This window comes from Ruegeria sp. HKCCD7303 (assembly GCF_013111185.1).
Classification (GTDB): Bacteria; Pseudomonadota; Alphaproteobacteria; order Rhodobacterales; family Rhodobacteraceae; genus Ruegeria.
Window position 1 is genome coordinate 26,911 of the sequence record NZ_WVRE01000005.1, and the last position, 20,501, is coordinate 47,411.

19 protein-coding genes are annotated in these 20,501 nt (G+C 56.8%); 4 read left to right on the forward strand and 15 right to left on the reverse strand.

What is annotated here, in order from left to right:
- The 6 genes from GS630_RS13875 to ccoN form a co-directional block, all read right to left on the reverse strand.
- Nucleotides 1–459: a FixH family protein gene (locus tag GS630_RS13875; protein ID WP_171236022.1), complete on the reverse strand. Its 459-nt coding sequence runs from the start codon at nt 457–459 to the stop codon at nt 1–3.
- A 2-nt stretch (nt 460–461) separates the two neighbouring features.
- Nucleotides 462–1,889 (reverse strand): cytochrome c oxidase accessory protein CcoG, encoded by a 1,428-nt coding sequence (gene ccoG / locus GS630_RS13880; RefSeq protein ID WP_171180107.1) that lies wholly within the window; start codon nt 1,887–1,889, stop codon nt 462–464.
- 417 nt (nt 1,890–2,306) lie between these two features.
- Nucleotides 2,307–3,170: a cytochrome-c oxidase, cbb3-type subunit III gene (gene ccoP, locus GS630_RS13885; RefSeq protein ID WP_171180109.1), complete on the reverse strand. Its 864-nt coding sequence runs from the start codon at nt 3,168–3,170 to the stop codon at nt 2,307–2,309.
- Nucleotides 3,167–3,352, reverse strand: coding sequence for a cbb3-type cytochrome c oxidase subunit 3 (locus tag GS630_RS13890; RefSeq protein ID WP_171236024.1), 186 nt, complete (start codon nt 3,350–3,352; stop codon nt 3,167–3,169). The genes ccoP and GS630_RS13890 overlap by 4 nt, the downstream gene beginning before the upstream one ends.
- 10 nt (nt 3,353–3,362) lie before the next feature.
- Complete coding sequence (ccoO, locus tag GS630_RS13895; protein ID WP_171180111.1) at nt 3,363–4,091, reverse strand: cytochrome-c oxidase, cbb3-type subunit II; 729 nt, start codon at nt 4,089–4,091, stop codon at nt 3,363–3,365.
- A 14-nt stretch (nt 4,092–4,105) separates the two neighbouring features.
- Nucleotides 4,106–5,713 carry a cytochrome-c oxidase, cbb3-type subunit I gene (gene ccoN, locus GS630_RS13900; protein WP_171095983.1) on the reverse strand — a complete coding sequence of 536 codons (1,608 nt, stop codon included), beginning with the start codon at nt 5,711–5,713 and terminating at the stop codon, nt 4,106–4,108.
- Between the two features lie 201 nt (nt 5,714–5,914).
- On the opposite strand from ccoN, the gene GS630_RS13905 reads away from it, so the two are divergent.
- Entirely contained in the window at nt 5,915–6,754 is an 840-nt protein-coding gene (locus GS630_RS13905; RefSeq protein WP_171180113.1) for a universal stress protein, read from the forward strand.
- Between the two features lie 44 nt (nt 6,755–6,798).
- On the opposite strand, the gene GS630_RS13910 is transcribed toward GS630_RS13905, so the two are convergent.
- Entirely contained in the window at nt 6,799–7,053 is a 255-nt protein-coding gene (locus GS630_RS13910; RefSeq protein WP_171620007.1) for a GlsB/YeaQ/YmgE family stress response membrane protein, read from the reverse strand.
- Nucleotides 7,054–7,125: 72 nt separating this feature from the next.
- Entirely contained in the window at nt 7,126–7,869 is a 744-nt protein-coding gene (fnrL, locus tag GS630_RS13915) for a transcriptional regulator FnrL (protein ID WP_171180117.1), read from the reverse strand.
- Nucleotides 7,870–7,930: 61 nt separating this feature from the next.
- Between fnrL and hemN the strand changes: the two genes are divergently transcribed.
- Nucleotides 7,931–9,286: an oxygen-independent coproporphyrinogen III oxidase gene (hemN, locus tag GS630_RS13920; protein WP_171180119.1), complete on the forward strand. Its 1,356-nt coding sequence runs from the start codon at nt 7,931–7,933 to the stop codon at nt 9,284–9,286.
- Nucleotides 9,287–9,497: 211 nt separating this feature from the next.
- Nucleotides 9,498–11,426: an elongation factor G gene (locus GS630_RS13925; protein WP_171180121.1), complete on the forward strand. Its 1,929-nt coding sequence runs from the start codon at nt 9,498–9,500 to the stop codon at nt 11,424–11,426.
- 24 nt (nt 11,427–11,450) lie between these two features.
- Here GS630_RS13925 and GS630_RS13930 read toward each other — a convergent pair whose 3' ends face one another.
- From GS630_RS13930 to GS630_RS13950, 5 genes are all read right to left on the reverse strand, one after another.
- Complete coding sequence (locus tag GS630_RS13930; RefSeq protein ID WP_171620009.1) at nt 11,451–13,028, reverse strand: ABC transporter ATP-binding protein; 1,578 nt, start codon at nt 13,026–13,028, stop codon at nt 11,451–11,453.
- A complete protein-coding gene (locus tag GS630_RS13935; protein ID WP_171236028.1) occupies nt 13,025–14,131 on the reverse strand; it encodes an ABC transporter permease in 1,107 nt (368 codons plus the stop codon). The genes GS630_RS13930 and GS630_RS13935 overlap by 4 nt, the downstream gene beginning before the upstream one ends.
- On the reverse strand, nt 14,132–15,226 hold the full coding sequence (locus GS630_RS13940) for a microcin C ABC transporter permease YejB (RefSeq protein WP_171180127.1): 1,095 nt from the start codon (nt 15,224–15,226) through the stop codon (nt 14,132–14,134).
- 1 nt (nt 15,227) lies between these two features.
- Nucleotides 15,228–17,132, reverse strand: coding sequence for an extracellular solute-binding protein (locus tag GS630_RS13945; protein ID WP_171620011.1), 1,905 nt, complete (start codon nt 17,130–17,132; stop codon nt 15,228–15,230).
- 170 nt (nt 17,133–17,302) lie between these two features.
- Complete coding sequence (locus GS630_RS13950) at nt 17,303–17,815, reverse strand: cytochrome c family protein (RefSeq protein ID WP_171180413.1); 513 nt, start codon at nt 17,813–17,815, stop codon at nt 17,303–17,305.
- Between the two features lie 120 nt (nt 17,816–17,935).
- On the opposite strand from GS630_RS13950, the gene GS630_RS13955 reads away from it, so the two are divergent.
- A complete protein-coding gene (locus GS630_RS13955; protein ID WP_171180131.1) occupies nt 17,936–18,769 on the forward strand; it encodes a prephenate dehydratase in 834 nt (277 codons plus the stop codon).
- Between the two features lie 155 nt (nt 18,770–18,924).
- On the opposite strand, the gene GS630_RS13960 is transcribed toward GS630_RS13955, so the two are convergent.
- Together GS630_RS13960 and nudC are read right to left on the reverse strand one after the other, a co-directional pair.
- Nucleotides 18,925–19,392, reverse strand: a complete 468-nt coding sequence (locus GS630_RS13960; protein WP_171620013.1) for an SRPBCC family protein — start codon at nt 19,390–19,392, stop codon at nt 18,925–18,927.
- A gap of 37 nt (nt 19,393–19,429) precedes the next feature.
- Nucleotides 19,430–20,413 carry an NAD(+) diphosphatase gene (nudC, locus tag GS630_RS13965; RefSeq protein ID WP_171620015.1) on the reverse strand — a complete coding sequence of 328 codons (984 nt, stop codon included), beginning with the start codon at nt 20,411–20,413 and terminating at the stop codon, nt 19,430–19,432.
- Nucleotides 20,414–20,501: the final 88 nt, after the last annotated feature.

A 20,501-nucleotide genomic window follows, 5' to 3' on the forward strand; every position in this document is an offset into this window, starting at 1 on the left:
TTACCCCTTCACATACAGCGGAACGCGCTGCGAAAATTCCGCGCCATCACTGTCCCGCGCCACCAGACGAATGTTCCAGTTGCCCTCGCCCAACGTGGCCGGCGTGGCGTAGGCCGTTCCGTCAAAGGTGAAATCCGGCACGAAATCCTCGCGGACATGAGTCGCGCGGCCCACAACAGCCTGCAACTCGCTGACCTGAACCGGCGCACCACTTTCATCGGTGATGTGCAGGATCAGCAACCCGCCCTTGGTTTCAGCCCGTACGGTCCACCCCAGCGCTTGTTGCTCTTTCAAACGTTCGTTGAACTCCTGACTGGCCACGTATGAATTCTTGACCTCAAGCCCCGGAAAGGTTTTGACCGCGCTGTAGGCCAGAACAAGGTTCACGGCGATGATCACGCCAAAGGCGCCCACAAACACCGCCAAAGCGTGTTTTCCGGTGAATTTCCGTTCCGCCATGATCAATTCCCCCGTCCGTTAAACGTGGTGTCCTTATAGGCCCGCTCACCGCTGCTCAGATCTTCAACCCAGATGCGGACCGGCGTTGAATCCGCTCCGGCTGGGCCCGTGTCGCGGGACGAGATAATATATACACGAGTCAATTGTGCTGTATCTGCCGGCACATTCACAGTGTGCAGGTTCGTGCCTTCGATTTCCAGCCGCATAGCCGGATCTCCGGTCAGAGACAGGGTGAACAGACGATCTTCGCCATGTTTGTTACGTAGCCGCACATCATAAGTGTTGCGGATCGTTCCATCAGACAGGGTTACAAATGTCGGGTTGCGGACCGGCGCAACAGTCAAATCGATATCCGAGCGAATGAACAGCGCAAAGAGCAGGGCAAAGCCAACCAGCGACCACAGGGACGTGTACATGATCGTGCGGGCCCGGAAGATATGCTTCCACACGCTTTTGGGCGGCTGGCCGGACCGCTCTCTCGTTTCATCGCTGAGGGCCATGTAATCGATCAGCCCACGCGGCTTACCGATCTTGGCCATCATGTCGTCACAGGCATCAATACACAGGGCGCAGGTGATGCATTCAAGCTGCTGTCCATCGCGAATGTCGATCCCAACAGGGCAGACATTCACGCAGGCCATACAGTCGATGCAATCCCCCAATTCGGAATCTGCAGTCCGTTTACCCTTGCCGCGTGGCTCGCCCCGCCATTCGCGGTAACCGACAACCAGTGTGTCTTCGTCCATCATTGCCGCTTGAATGCGGGGCCATGGGCAAGCGTAGATGCAGATCTGTTCGCGGGCGAAACCGCCAAAGAAAAAGGTAGTGCCCGTCAGGATCAGCATCGTTGTGTACGCGACCGGATGCGCGTTGCCAGTGACCAGATCCATCAAAAGCGTCGGGGCGTCTGCAAAATAGAATACCCAGGCCCCGCCCGTCGCCAAGCCAATCAAGAACCAAACGATCCATTTGGTGATCCGTAGGCGAGCCTTGCGGAAATCCAGCTTTTCTTGGCGGTGCAGGCGCAGACGAGCATTTCGATCCCCTTCGATCCAACGCTCGACCAGTATGAAAAGGTCGGTCCAGACTGTTTGCGGGCAGGCATAGCCACACCAGACGCGCCCAAGGGCCGAAGTGAACAGAAACAGGCCAAGGCCGGCCATGATCAGCAGACCGGCGACAAAGTAGAATTCATGTGGCCAGATTTCGATCCAGAAAAAATAAAACCGTCGGTTCGCCAGATCCAACAGTACCGCCTGATCCGGCAGGCTGGGGCCGCGATCCCACCTGATCCACGGGGTCACGTAGTAGATGCCCAGTGTCACTATAAGAATGATCCATTTCAGGTTCCGAAACGGCCCTGAGACACGTCTTGGAAAGATCGGCTCTCTGGCTGCGTAAAGGCTGGGGGCAGGATCGGAATCGCTCACTGGCTGGCTCCACTAATGGGTCTTCTGAAGGCGTCTTGTTCCAGATCACGGGCAAGCGAACTTTGACATGGGTCAAAACGCGCATCGAACACACATCTTTTGAAGATGAACCGACCTCTGAGATGTCGGAGTAGACGTTTTTTTAACCAATTATTCACGTATTCTAACAGAAAACCGGCTATTGTCGCGATACCGATCACGACGCTTATAAACCACGCGCTTCAGGCCGACCAATTGTCGCAGCCTGAGACTCGGGCCGTAAGAACGCCCCCAATAGCCCCACGAAAGCGGGCTGTAGGTCTGTAAGGTGGTTTGTTGGAAAATAAGGCACCGGCTGTTCAGGAAACGCGCGAACAGATGGAACAGCCGGTGCCACAACTTTCGGGCAGCGAACCGCCCGAAAGTGTTCCTTTAAACTTACTGACCACCACCCAACTGGTGGACATAGGCCGTGACAGCGCGGATCTGCGCGTCGGTCAGACGATTTTCCCACGGGGGCATCACGCCAAAGCGGCTGTATGTGACCGTTTCAGTCAGAGCTTCTTCACTGCCGCCGTAAAGCCAGATTGCGTCCGTCAGGTTCGGAGCACCCTGGAATACGTCGCCCTGGCCGTTTTCGCCGTGGCAGGCAGCACAGTTGTCATCGAAGACAACTTTGCCCGCTTGCGCCGCCGCGTCGTCGGTCTGCGCATTGGTCAGAGACATGACGTATTGGACAACCTGGGTGATCTCTTCGCTTTCGAGAATCTCACCAAAGGCCGGCATTTCAGAATAGCGCGCATCGTCGCTTTCTTCGTTCCGGATACCATAGGCAACGGTGTACTCGATATCTTCAAGCGAACCGCCCCACAGCCATGCATCGTCCAACAGGTTGGGGAAGCCGGGCGCGCCTTGAGCACCGGAACCGTGGCACTGTGCGCACCAGGTGCGGAATACGGCCCCGCCAGAGTTCACGGCGTATTGCTGCAACTCGGGGTCCTTCGAGATATCCTCGAGCGATGTCTCTACCAGCTTGGCATTCCAAGGGGCGTTTGCCTCTTCGAACGAAACCAGCTCCTGCTGAACCAGCTCACGCGAGGACCACCCCAGAACCCCTGCTGTTGCAGATTGAACCAGCGGCCATGCCGGATACATGATCGTATAGATCAGACCCCAGAAAATGGTCGCATAGAACGTCCATAGCCACCAGCGCGGCATCGGGTTGTCGAATTCCTCGATCCCATCCCAGGAATGACCGGTTGTATTCGGATCACCCGGCTGTTTTTCAGGTGTCTTGCTCATTGCCGCGCCTCCTTGGATGTGGCGGGTTTGTCTTGATGCCGGAACGGGATGTTGGCGGTGTCGTTGTATTCTTTGCTGGCACCGGGGCGGAATACCCAGATGATGATGCCGATAAAGAAGACGAACAACAAAAGCAGCATCCAGCTATCCGCGAACTGCCGTAGGAGTGTATATTCTTCCATCACACCCTCCTTAGCGGCTTGCGTCCGGGGTGAAGGTCGAGAAATCGACCAGCGTGCCCAGCATTTGCAGGTAAGCGATCAGCGCGTCGGCTTCGGTCAGATCAGACTGGCCGTCGAAGTTGCGCACGTTGACTTTATCGCCATAGCGTTCCAGCAACCCGTCATAGTCGCTGTCCGGATCGGCCTGCGCGCGGAAATCTGCCACGGCGTTCTCCAGCATGTCTTCGGTATAGGGCGTTCCCACCAAAGCGTTGGCAGCCATGATGTCACCGATATACTCTCCGTCGATCTTGCGGGTTTCGAGGAAGCCATACTTGGGCATCACCGATTCCGGCACCACCGATTGTGCATCGCGCAGATGGCGCACATGCCAGTCGTCCGAGTAACGGCCACCAACACGCGCCAGATCAGGTCCGGTACGCTTGGACCCCCACTGGAACGGGTGGTCATACATCGACTCAGCCGCCAGCGAGTAGTGGCCATAGCGCTCAACCTCATCCCGCATCGGGCGGATCATCTGGCTGTGGCAGACATAGCAGCCTTCACGCAGATAGATCTCACGACCCGCCATTTCGAGTGGGGTGTAAGGGCGCATGCCCTCCACCTTTTCGATGGTGTTCTCAAGGTAGAACAGCGGGGTGATCTGAACGATGCCACCGATGGTTACGACCAGGAAGCTGAAGATCAGCAGGAGGGTCGCGTTGGTCTCGAGGATCTTGTGTTTGTCGAGAATTGCCATTGCTCCGGCCCTCCTTATTCAGCCGGGACTGCGACGGTCAGGCTGGCCTCTTTGGCCGGCGCTTTACGTACAGTCATCCACAGGTTGTAGCACATGATGACCGAGCCAGCGACGAACAGGACACCGCCCAGCGCACGCACCACATACATCGGGAATTTGGCGGCCACGGTGTCGGCGAACGAGTTCACCAAGAAGCCGTTGGCATCCACTTCACGCCACATCAGGCCTTCCATGATACCGGTGACCCACATCGAAGCGGCGTAGAGCACGATGCCGATGGTGGCGAGCCAGAAGTGCCAGCTGACCATCTGCAGCGAGTACAGACGCTCGCGCTTCCACAGGACAGGTACCAGGAAGTACAGCGCACCAAAGGTGATCATGCCGTTCCAACCCAGCGCGCCCGAGTGCACGTGACCAATGGTCCAGTCGGTGTAGTGGCTCAGCGAGTTTACTGCGCGGATCGACATCATCGGGCCTTCAAAGGTGGACATGCCGTAGAAGCCGACCGAGATCACCATCATCCGGATCACCGGGTCGGTGCGCAGCTTGTCCCATGCACCCGACAGGGTCATCAGGCCATTGATCATACCACCCCAGGACGGCATCCACAGGATCACCGAGAACACCATGCCCAGCGTCGAGGCCCAGTCAGGCAGCGCGGTATAGTGCAGGTGGTGCGGACCAGCCCAGATGTACAGGAAGATCAGTGCCCAGAAGTGGATGATCGACAGCTTGTACGAGAAGACCGGACGCTCGGCCTGTTTCGGAATGAAGTAGTACATCATGCCCAGGAAGCCCGCGGTCAGGAAGAAGCCCACAGCGTTGTGGCCATACCACCACTGGATCATGGCGTCTTGAACACCCGACCAGACGATGACCGACTTCGAACCCCAGATGCTGACCGGAATGGTCATGTTGTTGACCAGGTGCAGCATCGCAACGGTCACGATGAACGCCAGATAGAACCAGTTTGCCACATAGATGTGGGGTTCTTTCCGCTTGATGATCGTGCCCAGATAGACAGCAAGGTAAGCGACCCAAACAACGGTCAGCCACAGGTCCACATACCATTCAGGTTCGGCATATTCTTTCGACTGAGTACCGCCCAGAATGTAACCGGTCGCGGCCAGCACGATGAACAGTTGATAGCCCCAGAACACGAACCATGCGAGGTTTCCACCCCACAGACGCGCGGCGCTGGTGCGCTGCACCACGTAGAACGACGTTGCGATCAGCGCGTTACCGCCAAATGCAAAAATCACCGCCGAGGTGTGCAGCGGACGCAAACGTCCAAAGTTCAGATACCCTTGGGCCCATTCGAAGTTGAGCACCGGAAACGCCAGTTGGAACGCAATAAAGGTTCCAGCCAGGAACCCTACCACACCCCAAAAGGCCGTTGCGATCACGCCGTAGCGGATCACGTCATCCATGTATTCGCCCGAGCGATCGACAAGAATATCTGGCTCTTCTGTGTTTCGAAGCGTCCAGATGAACAATCCACCGGCGATAAGCATCACCAGAATCGCATGCACCTGATACGCCAAATCGCGTGCATAATTTGATCCGATGGCGGCAAACACCACGACCAGACCAAGCACGATCAGCTTGATGTAATTCGACATATTGCGTCCCTTTGCCGTGCTTCGCGCGGTTTTGATTCTTTTGACACGCGAAACCTATTTGACTGGCTGCCGTTCTGAAGCACGACAGCCGCTATTGCTTTGATCTGTATCAAGACAGTTCCGCGTTTTCTGTGACACGCATAAAGGATGAAAGGGGCCAACCGGTCACATGAGACCATATGCCCGAACTAAGAGGTCGAAATGGCGTACAAATCTATTCTCACTGTCATGACCGAAACGCAAACGGCTGAGCCTGCATTGGCTCAGGTTATAGCGCTGGCAGAGTCGCAGGATGCCCATGCCGAGGCGCTGTGCCTTGGTGTCGATCGCAGCCAGACCGGCTATTACTATGCCGGAGCGAACGCCCTGATCGTTCAGGAGACGCTCAGCCGAGCCAACACCGAGGCGCAGGAGGTGCTGGCATTTGCCCAAGACTATTTGGGTAAATCCGGCGTTCGCTGGTCTGCTGAACATGGTGTAGCGCAGATCGCTGACATCGGACGCCATGTCGCGCATCGGGCCCGGTTTTCGGATCTTGTGGTTTTACCGCACCCCTATGGAAAAGATCGCGGGGCCGAAGCTGAACCCATCATCGAGTCCGCAATGTTTGAAGGCCATTGCCCGGTTCTGGTGGTTCCGGACGACACTCCGCCAATGAAAGTGCCACGCAATGTAATGATCGCCTGGAATGAAAGCGTCGAGGCGATGTGCGCCGTCCGGCGCGCTCTGCCCTTCCTGAAACAGGCGGAACTGGCCCGCATCGTTGTCATTGATCCTCCGCGCCACGGCCCTGACCGGTCGGATCCGGGCGGAATGCTGTCTCAGATGCTGGCCCGACACGGGGTCAAGTGTGAGATCGATGTGCTGAGCAAGACCATGACGCGCGTGTCAGATATTCTGAACCGTCATGCGTCGGACACGGAATCTGACTTGATCGTAATGGGTGCCTACGGTCACTCGCGCTTCCGCGAAGCAATACTTGGCGGTGCAACCCGCAACATGCTGGAACAATCTTCAGTTCCCGTTTTCCTGGCACACTGAACTCTGCCAAAAAGTTCGAAAGCCGCCCAAGTCGGCGGCTTTTGTCATGCCTTTCGGATAAGGCCGATCACAAACAACAGGATCACGGCCCCCACGGTCGCGAAAAAGACCGAGGAAAAGAACCCTCCGCCCACAGAAAAGCCTAGCGCGGGGAAAATCATGCCTGCCAGAAACGCGCCGACAATTCCGACGATGATGTTCCCCAGCAAACCGAATCCGCGGCCCTCCATGATCTTTCCCGAAAGCCATCCGGCGATTGCGCCGATAAAAATCATTGCCAAGATGCTGCTAAAAACCATGCGATGCTCCTGAGTTGTTAAACGCCGCGATCCAAGGTCACGGCGTTTATCCTATCCCATCGCGCACAAGGATCAGACCAAAAAGCCACCATCCGAGTCGTCGCCAGCTTCTTCCATGAGACGGCCCATATCCGGAATGGTCACATGGCGCTTGCCTTCCAGTGTGATCACGCCTTCCTTTTTCAAGGCCGAAATCTGGCGACTCACGGTTTCAAGGGTCAGGCCCAGATAGTCTGCCATGGCCTCTCGGGTCAGAGGCAGGTCAAACACAATCGGCCCTGCCAGACCCTTCTGGCTAATCGACGCATCCCGGCGCGCAATGATCGACAACAGGCTGGCGATTTTTTCGCGCGCGGTCTTGCGCCCAAGCACCAGCATCCATTCGCGGGCAGCATCAAGTTCGTCCAGCGTCATCTGCAACAGGCGATGGGCGATATGTGGTGTAGTTGCCATCAACTCTTCGAACGGTTTCTTGCGGAAACAGCACATGACGACATCTGTGGTCGCCTGCACATCGTAAGGCGCAACTTCGCGCCCGGGGCGGCCGACAAAATCACTTGGCAACAGCAAACCCACCATCTGGGTCCGACCATCTTCCATGGTCTGCGTCAACGAAGCGATCCCGGCCACGACCGAGCCCACAAAATTCATCTGATCGCCCGACCATATGATGGTCTGGCCCGCCTCGAAACTGCGGTAATACTTAATACTTTCAAGCTCTTCCAGCTCATCCGCATCGCAACGAGCACAAACTGCGCGATGCCGAATCGGGCAGTCTTCGCAATTGGAATGATCAAACTGTGCTTTTATTGTCATGCGGGTCCCCACTTGATCTCCATCAAAGTAACCAAGTCATCTGTCGCCTAAGGGTATCGCCATGATAGTGAAACCACAATTGGCAAAGCTTGGACTTTTTGACGCGAAAGTACCGCGTTACACAAGCTACCCCACCGCCCCCCACTTTAGCAATGATGTGGGAGCAGACTTGTTTGGTGACTGGATTTCGGGGATCAAACCCGGCAGTGCCATTTCCCTGTACATCCACGTTCCATTCTGTCGTAGACTGTGCTGGTTCTGTGCTTGCCGGACACAGGGAACCCAAACCGACAACCCTGTGATCGCCTATGTGGACGTTCTGAAGGCCGAGTTAGACCTGCTTGCAGCACGCCTGCCCAAAGGCGTGGTGCTATCGCGCCTGCACTGGGGTGGCGGTACGCCAACCTTGCTGAACGCGCAGCTGATGCGCGAATTGGCGCAATATATCCTGGGTATTGTGCCCATGGGGCCTGATGCCGAATTTTCGGTCGAGATTGATCCGAACGAAATTGATGAAGACCGTCTGGATGCGCTGGCAGAGGCAGGTATGAACCGTGCGTCGATCGGGGTGCAGGATTTCGACGACGAAATTCAGAAAACCATCGGTCGCATCCAAAGCTACGACACCACCCGCGACGCCATCGACATGATCCGCGAACGTGGCATTACCAGTTTGAACGCAGATATCCTTTTTGGCCTGCCGCATCAGACAAAGGCCCGGATGACCGAAAGCGTGCAGAAGCTGCTGTCGCTCAGCCCGGATCGCGTGGCTTTGTATGGCTACGCACATGTGCCTTGGATGGCGAAGCGCCAACAGATGATCCCGTCCGACGCGCTTCCCACGCCGGAACAACGGCTCGAGCTGTTCGATACCGCCCGCCGTCTGTTCCTGTGGGACAACTATGCCGAAATTGGCATCGACCATTTCGCCATACAAGATGACGGTCTGACCCGTGCCCTGCACGCGGGACGTCTAAAGCGTAACTTCCAAGGGTATACCGACGATCAGGCCGATGTTCTGATTGGCGTCGGGGCCAGTTCGATCTCGCGCTTTCCGCAAGGCTATGCGCAGAACGCCTCGGCCACCTCGGCCCATGCCAAAGCGGTTCGCGACGGGCAGTTTTCGACCGCCCGCGGGCACCTGTTCAAGGGTCAGGACATTTTGCGCGCGCGCCTGATCGAGGCGCTGATGTGCGATTTTAAGATCAACAGTGCCGAAATCCTGCGCGACCACGACATCTCGGCCGCCGCGTTGAATGACATGTATCATTCCGCCAATGCCGCATTCGACGGGCTGTTGCGGATCACCGAAGACGGGCTTTTCATCCCGCCCGAGGCACGCGCCCTGACCCGGATGATCGCCCGCAGCTTTGACGCCTATGACCTGAGCAAGGCAGGCCACAGCTCGGCGATCTGATCTCTTCTTCTGCGGGCCTCGCCGGGCCCGCAGGCCACTGGGCACAACGGGGGCTTGACGCGCGCCTGCGCTTTTCTCCACACTCAAGGGGCAGACTGGCCATCCATTCTGCGCCCTGAGGCGGGCAAATACAGACGGTCCTTGCCGACGAAAAAGCGGCGGACGCCCCTTTCGTGCAGCCATTCTGCAACCTGAAAGAGGGACAACACTAATGCGCGTTTTCACCGTCCTCGGGCCCAGCCAATCGGGCAAAACTACCCTGGTCGAGGCCATCAGCCGCCTCGACGGGCGCCCCACAACATTCGATGTTTCCGGAACCGTGCATTTGCACGGTTTTTCTTACCTGGACGAGCCTTGGTGTTCGATCGACGTAGATGGCGGCGGCGATGCGCTGGCCTATGTCGGGCCTGCAATGGCCATCTCGGACGCGGCGGTCGTGGTTGTGCCCCCCGATCCCAATGCTGCCGTTCTGTGCGCCCCTTACCTTCGACTGGTGGAAGAAGCGGGCATCCCCTGCTTTCTATTCATCAACCGCATGGATAATCCCAATGGGCGCATCCGCGACATCATCGCAGCACTGCAAACGTACTGCACCCATCATATCGCCCTGCGTCAGGTGCCAATCCGCGAAGGAGACACGATCATCGGCGCGGTTGATCTGATTTCTGAACGGGCCTGGAAGTATCAAGAGGGCCAACCCTCGGCCCTGATCGAGTTGCCTCAATCCGTGGAAGACCGAGAGCAGGAAGCGCGCACCGAGTTACTGGAAACTCTGTCTGATTTTGACGACCATCTGTTGGAGCAGCTGATCGAAGACAAGCAGCCCCCCAGCGACGAGGTTTATGACCTGGCCGCGCAAGTCTTGCAAAACCACCAGTTGATTCCAGCATGCCTGGGTGCCGCGAGCCATGGTAACGGGCTAACGCGGTTGATGAAGGCGCTGCGGCACGAAGCGCCTGAATTTGATATCGCCGCCGGGCGGGACGAAGCCGCCGACAGTGCCCGAGCCATTGCCGGTTTTGCAGATGTCAAAAAGCACATCGGAAAGATCGTTGTTCTGCGCGGGCTTGGGGATGGCGTCAAAGCGCATGAAGCTTTGGGCGGTGAGACCGTTGGCAATCTGACAACGCTTGATGCCAAGACCCAAATCGCAACGCTGGAAGCCGGGCAGATTGGTCTGGCGGTCAAATCCGACCACCTCAACCCCGGCTATATCTACGACAGCAATTCTGCGACTGAACTGCCGGAATGGGCGGCCTCGCACCCGGTCGCGCATCGTCAGATCGTCTCACCCGCGCATGAGCGGGACGATGTGCGCCTGTCCAACGCCCTAAGCCGTCTGGCCGAAATCGACCCCGGTCTGCACCTGCAACAGGATGAACTGAGCGGCCATTCGATCCTTGGATCGCAAGGCCCGCAACACATGCGCCGTGTGACCGCGAAGCTGGCCGAGGATTTTGGGATCGAGATTGAAGCGGATCAGGTCGAAACCGCCTATCGCGAAACCATCCGCGCGCCCATCGAACATCGGCACCGTCATCGCAAACAATCCGGCGGCGCCGGACAGTTTGCGGATGTGGTGATCTCGGTCGCACCCCTGCCTCGCGGGTCGGGGTTCCAGTTCGAAGAGGTGGTTAAAGGCGGTGCTGTGCCCAGGAACTATATCCCGTCCGTGGAACACGGTGCCAAGGACGCGCTGGAGCAAGGCCCCGAGGGTTTCCCCGTGGTCGACGTCAAAGTCACGCTGAGCGACGGTAAACACCATAACGTGGACAGTTCGGATTATGCGTTCCGAACCGCAGGAAAGAACGCGGTGCGTGAAGCGCTACCTCAGGCCAAGCCAGTGGTTTTGCAACCGATGCTGAACGCCGAGATTCACCTGCCATCGGACTTTGTGGGCGATCTCGTGCCAACGATCAGTTCGCTGCAAGGGCAGGTTCTAGGATTTGAAGGCAACCCAAACGCGTCGGGATGGGAGATCTTCAACGCCCAGATCCCCGCCGTGACCGAGGATGAACTGCATCGCACCCTTGCCAGTGCCACGCGCGGAACCGGGTGGGTCAAGCTGACCTTTGATCACTACGAAGAACTGCGCGGGCCAGTACCGAAAGCTGCGACCAAAGAAAAGGCAAGCGCGTAATGGCCAGAGGAAGGCGGGCTGATCTCAGCCCGCCGCTGCAATCAGCTCGCGGGTATAGTCGGTCTGGGCGTTTTCGAACAATGCCTCGGCCGCACCCATTTCCACCACATCCCCATTTCGCATGACGATCACGTTGTGCGACATCGCCCGTACGACTTTCAGGTCGTGGCTGATGAACAGATAGGCCAACCCGTATTTCTTCTGCAGATCGCGCAGCAGATCAACGATCTGAACCTGCACCGTCATGTCCAGCGCGCTGGTCGGTTCGTCCAACACCAGCAGTTTGGGCCGCAAAACCATCGCGCGCGCAATGGCGATACGCTGGCGCTGTCCGCCTGAGAACTCGTGCGGATACCGGTCCATCGCCGCAGGATCCAGCCCCACTTCGGTCATCACCTCGGCGACCAGCTCACGCGGGGCGCGGTGAGGGTCAATGTTGTGAATGGCAAGACCTTCCGCGATGATCTGCTGACAGGTCATGCGTGGGCTAAGGCTGCCGAACGGGTCTTGAAACACGATCTGCATATCTTTGCGCAATCTGCGTAATTCGCGGGTAGACCATCTTCGCACATCCTGATCGCGGAAGGTGATGCCGCCTTCGGACGCAATGAGGCGCATGATCGCCAGCGCCAGCGTAGTCTTGCCCGAACCGCTTTCGCCGACGATTCCCAAAGTCTCACCCGCGCGTACACTCAGCGTGGCGTCATTCACCGCCTTCACATAGCCAACAGTACGCTTCAGAAATCCGCGCTGGATTTGGAACCAGACCTTCAGGTGATCGGTGCGCGCGACCTCTTCCGCGTCTGAGGCAACCGGTTCGGGCTGACCCGAAGGTTCCGCGGCCAAAAGTTTCCGGGTATAGGGATGCTGTGGGTTGTCAAAGATGTCCTGCGTGACACCGGTTTCGACAATCTCACCATCCTTCATCACACAAACGCGGTCGGCAATCCGGCGTACGATACCCAGATCATGGGTGATGAACAGCATCCCCATATTCTCGGATTTCTGCAATTCGGCCAACAACTCGAGTATCTGCGCCTGAATGGTCACATCCAACGCCGTTGTCGGTTCATCGGCAATCAAAATGTCCGGCTTGTTGGCCAGCGCCATTGCGATCATCACCCGCTGTCTTTGTCCACCAGACAACTGGTGGGGGTGGCTGTCCAACCTGTCCTCGGGGTCGCGGATACCAACCTTGGTCAGTAGCTCCAAAATCCGCCCCCGCGCCGCGTCACCGGTTACCCCCTGATGCAGCGCCAGCGATTCCGCCATTTGCTTTTGAATCGTGTGCAGCGGGTTCAGCGAGGTCATTGGCTCCTGAAAGATGAAGCTTATGTCATTGCCGCGTACATCCATCAGGTGTTGTTCCGAGGCGCCAATCATCTCTTGCCCATCATAGGTCACCGATCCTTCAACCAGCGCACTGTCACCCAGCAGCGACACTGTCGACAAAGCCGTTACGGATTTGCCTGAGCCGGATTCGCCCACCAACGCAACGGTTTCACCCCGATCCACGGTAAAAGACACGCCTTTGACAGCAGCACTGACCTGACCGTCCTGCCGGAACGAGACCTTGAGGTTGTTCACATCCAGCAAGCTCATGAGAAGGTCTTTCTAGGATCAAACGCATCCCGCACGCCCTCGAAAATGAAGACCAGCAGCGACAGCATGATGGCAAAGGTGAAAAAGGCAGTGAAAGCCAGCCACGGGGCTTGCAGGTTTTGTTTTGCCTGCAAGGTCAGCTCTCCCAAAGACGGGGCCGAAGATGGCAATCCAAAGCCCAGATAATCCAGCGAGGCGAGACCGCCGATGGTTCCGGTGACAATGAAGGGCATGAACGTCAGAGTGGCCACCATTGCATTGGGCAGCATATGGCGGAACATGATGGTCATGTTGCCGACGCCCAGCGCACGCGCCGCGCGCACATATTCAAGGTTCCGGGCCCTCAGGAATTCCGCGCGTACGACACCGACCAGTCCTGTCCAACTGAACAGGATCATCAACGCTACCAGCAGCCAGAAACTTCGGCCCAGAACAGCGAACATGATGATGATCACATATAACGAAGGCGTCGCTGACCAGATCTCGATGATCCGTTGAAAGATCAGATCCAACCAACCGCCGAAGAACCCTTGAATGGCACCAGCGAAAATGCCGATCAGGCTGGCGGCACCGGTCACAAGCAGTGTGAACAGGATCGACAACCGGAACCCGTATATCACGCGTGCCAGCACATCGCGTTTGGTGTCATCCGTGCCCAACAGATTCTGACCGTTAGGCGGCAAAGGCGCAGCCCCAGGTCGGTCTACCGATGTGTTGAAGGAGTATGGGATCAGCGGCCAAAGCGCCCAGCCACGCTCGAACCCTTCCGACTGGAATGTCCCGGCGTCGATTTGTTCTATAATGCCTTCGGGATCGTCGAAACACTCTTCCAGTCCGCCACTGTCGATCAGGCATTGAACTTCGGGATCGCGATAAATGGCTTCCGTCTGGAAATCGCCACCAAATTCCGTTTCCGCATAGAAATTGAAGATCGGCGTATAGAACTCACCCCGGTACTTCACGAGGATAGGTTTGTCATTTGCGATAAACTCGGCGCATAGGGAAAGGCCAAACAGAACCGAGAATATGATGAGCGACCAGAACGCGCGCCGGTTGCGACAGAAGTTGTTCCAGCGACGCTGGTTCAGAGGGGAGAGCGCCATTTACCCCTCCCGCTTTTCAAAGTCGATGCGCGGATCGACCAGCACATACATAAGATCGCTAATGATACCAACGACCAGCCCCATCAGGCCGAAGATGAAGAGGGTGCCGAAAATCACCGGGTAATCGCGCGCCACGGCTGCCTCGAATCCCAGACGGCCCAGACCGTCCAGCGAGAAAATGGTCTCGATGATGATCGACCCACCAAAGAACACGCCGATGAACACAGCAGGAAAGCCCGCGATCACGATCAGCATCGCGTTGCGGAAAACATGACCATACAGCACCTTTCGCTCGCTCAGCCCCTTTGCGCGGGCCGTCATGACATATTGTTTCTTGATTTCATCCAGAAACGAGTTCTTGGTCAGCAATGTCAGTGTCGCAAAAGCCGAGATCGTGAGCGCAATGGTCGGCAGCGCAATATGCCAGAAGTAGTCCGCTATCTTGCCGAAGAGGCTCAGGCTCTCCCAATTGTCCGAGGTCAGCCCACGCAGAGGGAAGATCTGCCAATACGACCCACCCGCGAACAACACCAGAAGCAGGATGGCAAACAGAAAGCCCGGAATCGCATAGGCCACAATGATCGCCCCGCTGGTCCAGGTATCGAACTGTGATCCATCTTTGATCGCTTTGCGAATGCCCAGCGGAATAGAAACCAGATAAGCAATCAGGGTCGACCACAGACCCAATGAGATTGAAACCGGCATCTTTTCAAGCACCAGATCAATCACACTGATCGAACGGAAATAACTCTCGCCGAAGTCCAGCGTCAGATAGTTGCCCATCATAATCAGGAACCGCTCCAAAGGCGGTTTGTCGAAACCGAATTCTTTTTCAAGTTCAGCGATGAATTCGGGCGGCAGACCCCGTGCGCCGACATATTTGTCGTCGAAAACACCACCAGCGGGTTCAGAACCTGCGCCAGCATCACCCCCGCCCGCAAATCCTGCAAAAACATCCCCCTGACCTTCGATCTGCGCGATGATCTGTTCGACCGGTCCACCCGGCACGAATTGTACCAGCGTGAAGTTGACGATCATGATGCCCAAAAGGGTTGGAATGATCAGCAACAAGCGTCTTAGAATATAGGCGCCCATGTTATCGCAGTGCGCCTTTCGCTTTCAACGCAGCCTCTTTTTCCGGATTGATCCACCACAAATCCAGATGACCCAACGAATAGGGCGGCAGGTTTTCGGGGTATTCGTACATATCGTAATATGCCGTCCAGTAGTCAGCGATGAATCCCACAGGGACCACGAAGAACTCATAACGCAGGGCGCGATCAAGCGCAGTAAGTGCCGTGTCCTGATCTGCCTGATTGTCGGTTTCAAAAGACGCTTCAATGATTGCGTCAACCAGGGGGCTAGCCAATCCGGCGGGGTTAAAGAGGCTGAATGCAGCTTCTTCCGATCCATACATCTGGCTTAACCCGCCGCCTGTGGACAGGAATGAACCGTAACGTGTGGAATAGACCATATCGTAGTCCCTCTCGCGGCTGCGAAGGGTGTACTGCGCCGGGTCAACCTTTTCAGCCGAAGCGTCGACACCAATAGACTGCAAGTTCTGAACGTAGGTTTCGATCATGGTTGCTGTCGATGTTGGCAGGTTTGAAGGATAGGGAATATTCACCTTCAATGTCTGCCCTTCGGCATTGCGCCGCACATTGCCATCACCAACAGGCCAACCGGCCTCGTCCAGTATTTTCGCTGCTTTGCGAAGATTTCTCCGATCGTTCAGACGCGCAGGATTTGACTCGTGGGCCAAGACAGCAGGCTCTGTCAGAAAGTCTCCGGGCACAACGTCACCCAACGCTTGCAAAAACGCCAGCTCATCACCTTCAGGCAGACCTTTTGCCTCAAGCGGGGTGCCTTGAATGAAGGAATTGCGTGGCGCATTCAGCCCGAACAGCAAAGACTCGTTTGCCCATTCGAAATTAAAGGCTAAGGCAAGGGCTTTGCGGACATCCTTGTCAGCAAACTGCGGTTTTCCCAGATTGAAAACAAAACCCGATGGGGTCGGCGGACTACCATCCACGATCTCATCGCGAACCACCACGCCTTCGCTCAGCTTGGGGAAATCATACCCCGTCGCCCAAAGCTTGGGGTCGCTTTCGATACGCAGCGTGTACTCACCGGCTTTGAAACCCTCGAACGCCGCGGTCTGATCAGCAAAGTATTCGACGCGGATTGTGTCGAAGTTGTTCCGGCCAACATTAAACGGCAGATCCTTGCCCCAATAATCATCACGGCGCTTGTAAACGATCCGACGATTGATGTCGTAGCTGTCAAGCTTATACGGACCTGATCCAACCGCTACTTCCAGGCGAGGCTCATCCAGGCGCCTGGACTCATCCGCTTCGAACCACGCTTTTGAAAATACGGGGGTCGAGCCTACTGTTTCGATCAGGCTACGGCGTGTGACTTCGGGGTTAAACGAGAACTTAACCGTATGTTCATCCAGCGCTTCGGCCCCCGTCACCATGCGACCTACGGCCTGCGCGTAAGAGGGCAGACCCTGTTCGATGAACAGGCGGTGGCTATAGACGACATCTTCCGCCGTCACCGACGTTCCATCCCAAAAGGTTGCTTCGGGTCGCAGGTGAAAGATGACGTAGTTCCGCCCTTCGTCATACTCCAGACTTTCTGCCAATACTCCGTAATATTGCCCGACACCGTCATCCGCACTTTCAAACAAGCGATCATATTGCAGCGTCGTCAAAGCGCCAGCGCGCCCCTTGCGGGAATAGGGATTGAGAGAATCGAACGTGCCCGAGGCAGCCAAAGAAAGCTCACCACCTTTAGGAGCATCCGGGTTCACATAGTTCAGGTGAGCGTAATCAGCGGGATAATCCAGATTGCCGAAATATGAGTAGCCATGACTGCTGGTAACACCATCGTCCAAAGCCTGCACGATTTGCGGAGTGATCAAAGCCATGCACAGCCCCAATATGCCAGCCCAAGGCCGTATCTTAAGATCACGTGCAGCGGGCATCAGGGATATCATGTGGCTCGTCCTTTGGGTCATTGTCATCATCAATGTCGTAACCGCTAGCTAAAGTGCCAACGCTGACAGATTCAAGTTTAGAATGCGTGAGCGCTTTGTGAAGTTTCCTTCAGACAAAAAAAGCCGCTGCATGGGGCAGCGGCTTTGGAAAGCTTTGATCTGACTGGCAATCAGTTGCCGATTGTCTGCAGATAGGCAATCACGTCTGCGCGATCCTGCGGCTTTTTCAGACCCGCAAAGCTCATCGATGTGCCCGAGATGTAGGCGCTTGGGCGTTCCAGGAAGGCATCCAGCGCCTCAGGCGTCCAGTTGCCGCCGTGGGCCTGCATGCTGGCCGAGTAACCTGTAAAGCCCTTGGCCGATGCAACAGGGCGGTCCACAACAGCGTACAGGTATGGGCCCGTTCCGTTTGCGCCGTCTTCCAGCTTGTGGCACGCGGTGCACTTGCGGAAAACCTTGGCACCTTTCTCAACGTCAGCGGCGGCCAGCAGGTCTTCGAAGACCACTTCTTCACCGTCGGCGCTTTCGCCCGAGCTTTCGGTTTCGATAATGTAGGCGGCCTCAGCGTGGCCATGGCCACCGGAAGAATAGAGGACATCCGCCCCCCATTTGGCCAGAAGCAGCACCAGGAAAGTGCCGAACAGGCCTGCAGCGGCCTTGGTAACTGTCATCGTGTCGAACATTGATCGCGAGTCCATTTCAGCTGTCTGGGCTGCTGTCTAAGGCTTCCCCTTACGAGAGGCAAGGTATAGACACCGCGACGAAACGACCAAATCGCGAACTTGTTGCATGGAATCGACCAAATGACCAATCGCATCGCATTTCAAGGTGAACCGGGCGCCTATAGTCACGAGGCGTGCCGCAACGCGCGGCCCGATATGGAGGCCCTGCCCTGCCGTACTTTCGAAGATGTGATCGAATCGGTTCGTTCCGGCGCGGCCGATCTGGCGATGCTTCCGGTCGAAAACACAACCTACGGACGGGTCGCCGATATTCACCGGCTGTTGCCTCATAGCGGCTTGCATATCATCGGCGAGGCATTTGTGCGGGTACATATCAACTTGTTGGGCGTCCCCGGCGCAAAACTGGAAGATATCACCGAGGCACATTCTCATCTGGTGCTGCTGCCGCAATGCGCGGGGTTCTTGAAAAAGCACGACATTCGCGGGCGTGTCAGCCCCGACAACGCCCGCGCGGCACGCGAAGTGGCTGAGGTGGGCGACCTCCACTCTGCAGCGCTGGCCAGCGAATTGGCTGGTGAGATCTACAACCTGAATGTGCTGGCCCGCCACATCGAGGACAGTGACGACAACACGACCCGTTTCCTTGTGATGTCCCGCCAGTTCGATCTGACACGTCGCGGCGAACATGGCATGATCACCAGCTTTGTGTTTCAGGTCCGCAATATCCCGGCGGCGCTTTATAAGGCGATGGGCGGCTTTGCTACCAACGGGATCAACATGACCAAGCTGGAAAGCTATATGGTCGACGGATCCTTCACCGCGACACAGTTCTATGCAGATATCGTCGGGCATCCCGACGACCGGAATGTGCAACTGGCCATGGACGAGTTAGAGCATTTCACGACCAACGTTGAAATCCTGGGCGTTTACCCAGCCGCGCAACCGCGCGGATAGGTAACAATTCCTTCGATTGGGCAAATTCGGATTGGCGCAGGTTGCTGCGCCTAGCCTCCTAGCAAGCGATCATCACGCTAGTGCGTGTGGCCGTTCAACTCGACAACCTGCCTCATCTGCTCAATCGCACTATGTAACGGCGCTAAAGCGTTTTGTTATGCGCCATGCAGATGGCGCTGCTCCAACTCGCGTGCAAATTCACTCAGCCGGGATTGCAGCTGTTTGCGAAACCGGGATTGGCCCAACTTTACAGATTGCAACAACAGGCGTGCAGGCAAGGTTTTGGCCGCCAGTGACATCTCGAGGCTCAGGCGCGTTCTGCGCGGTGACAGGGCCAGAAAATCCACACTTGTCAGGCCGGTCATGCCCTTGCTGTTGGCCTCGAAACGCATTTGCGAAGGCCGGTCGTAGCCCGCCATGATCACCGACATCTGGCGCAACTTGCCGCGCAGCTTGAACTCTGTCTGCCATTCAGTTCCCGCAGCAAAGATCGCCTCGGCATCTGAGCGCCTTACGTCGATCCCCCGGCGCATGGCCATGCGTTCGAACCGCTCGAAATCCGACACCATGTCGAATACCGCGTTGATTGGGGCTTCGATATCCTCACGGGCTGAAAACTGCATGATACCCTTCGATGTTTATGGCCGCGCCAATATTTCGTCAGTCCAGCGTATCCGCAAGCCAGTTCTCAAGAAGAAAATGTGCGATTGCACCTTTGCGAGCGGGCAACAGAGTTGGATGGTCCCCGGCAAAGGCCTGCATCATCTCGGATTTGCTCACCCACATCGCCTCTTCGATCTCGACGGGATCAATAGCGATGTCACACGATAGTGCCTCACCCGCGCAGCCGAACATCAACGAAGCCGGGAATGGCCAGGGCTGGCTGGACAGATAGGATACTTCCCCGACCGGCACGCCCGCCTCTTCCATTACCTCGCGGCGTACGGCAGCTTCCAAGGTTTCTCCGGGCTCGACAAAGCCGGCCAGCAACGAAAACATCCCCTCGGGCCAACCCGGAGACCGCCCCATCAGCACATTCTCCCCATATGTGATCAACATGATCACAACAGGGTCGGTACGTGGGAAGTGTTGCCCGCCACATGATGGACAACTGCGTTGCCAACCGCCTTGCGACATCTCACTGGCTGCACCGCAACGCGCGCAAAATCGATGCGTTTCGTGCCAGCCGATCACTGCCTTAGCCATCGCGGCCAGTTCCGCATCCCGCGCTGACAATCGCGTCATGATCCGGCGCAACTCGGCAAAAACATACCCATCCGGCAAATCCGGGTGCTGCTGCTCAGATTTGTCTACGAACTCCCCTAGTCCGGTCAGGTCCAGACCTTCGGCCGTCCAGGCCGAGATATCCAAGGCAAACAAAGGCGCATCTTCGGCGGTCAAACCCAAAAAAACCGGGGCCTCAACTACGCCTTCGGGGCCGTCACTGACCAACGAATGCGTCATCGGCAGCAAAGCAAGCTGATCCAGCCCGTCACCTTCAACCAGAACTTTGCCGCGCCACACCATCATGCATTGCGCGGCCGGGTTGTTTGTCGCTTCTGCCAGAAGTTCAGCGCTCCCGCGAATATGGGCCGCCCGATCCAGACCCGAGCCGCCAAACGTCACCTGCTCTGCGTGTTTCATTGGGTTTCCTTTTGGTTCGGGGCACAGGGCTGTCATGTCACAGCCTGCGTTGCAATGGCAATTCAATCCTTTGCGCTACACATCGCCG

Coding starts and splice junctions, on each gene's coding strand:
- GS630_RS13875 (WP_171236022.1), bottom strand. CDS start 459: ATGGCGGAACGGAAATTCACCGGAAAACACGCTTTGGCGGTGTTTGTG.
- ccoP (WP_171180109.1), bottom strand. CDS start 3,170: ATGAGCAAGACACCTGAAAAACAGCCGGGTGATCCGAATACAACCGGT.
- GS630_RS13890 (WP_171236024.1), bottom strand. CDS start 3,352: ATGGAAGAATATACACTCCTACGGCAGTTCGCGGATAGCTGGATGCTG.
- ccoO (WP_171180111.1), bottom strand. CDS start 4,091: ATGGCAATTCTCGACAAACACAAGATCCTCGAGACCAACGCGACCCTC.
- ccoN (WP_171095983.1), bottom strand. CDS start 5,713: ATGTCGAATTACATCAAGCTGATCGTGCTTGGTCTGGTCGTGGTGTTT.
- GS630_RS13905 (WP_171180113.1), top strand. CDS start 5,915: ATGGCGTACAAATCTATTCTCACTGTCATGACCGAAACGCAAACGGCT.
- GS630_RS13910 (WP_171620007.1), bottom strand. CDS start 7,053: ATGGTTTTTAGCAGCATCTTGGCAATGATTTTTATCGGCGCAATCGCC.
- fnrL (WP_171180117.1), bottom strand. CDS start 7,869: ATGACAATAAAAGCACAGTTTGATCATTCCAATTGCGAAGACTGCCCG.
- hemN (WP_171180119.1), top strand. CDS start 7,931: ATGATAGTGAAACCACAATTGGCAAAGCTTGGACTTTTTGACGCGAAA.
- GS630_RS13925 (WP_171180121.1), top strand. CDS start 9,498: ATGCGCGTTTTCACCGTCCTCGGGCCCAGCCAATCGGGCAAAACTACC.
- GS630_RS13930 (WP_171620009.1), bottom strand. CDS start 13,028: ATGAGCTTGCTGGATGTGAACAACCTCAAGGTCTCGTTCCGGCAGGAC.
- GS630_RS13935 (WP_171236028.1), bottom strand. CDS start 14,131: ATGGCGCTCTCCCCTCTGAACCAGCGTCGCTGGAACAACTTCTGTCGC.
- GS630_RS13940 (WP_171180127.1), bottom strand. CDS start 15,226: ATGGGCGCCTATATTCTAAGACGCTTGTTGCTGATCATTCCAACCCTT.
- GS630_RS13945 (WP_171620011.1), bottom strand. CDS start 17,132: ATGATATCCCTGATGCCCGCTGCACGTGATCTTAAGATACGGCCTTGG.
- GS630_RS13950 (WP_171180413.1), bottom strand. CDS start 17,815: ATGTTCGACACGATGACAGTTACCAAGGCCGCTGCAGGCCTGTTCGGC.
- GS630_RS13955 (WP_171180131.1), top strand. CDS start 17,936: ATGACCAATCGCATCGCATTTCAAGGTGAACCGGGCGCCTATAGTCAC.
- GS630_RS13960 (WP_171620013.1), bottom strand. CDS start 19,392: ATGCAGTTTTCAGCCCGTGAGGATATCGAAGCCCCAATCAACGCGGTA.
- nudC (WP_171620015.1), bottom strand. CDS start 20,413: ATGAAACACGCAGAGCAGGTGACGTTTGGCGGCTCGGGTCTGGATCGG.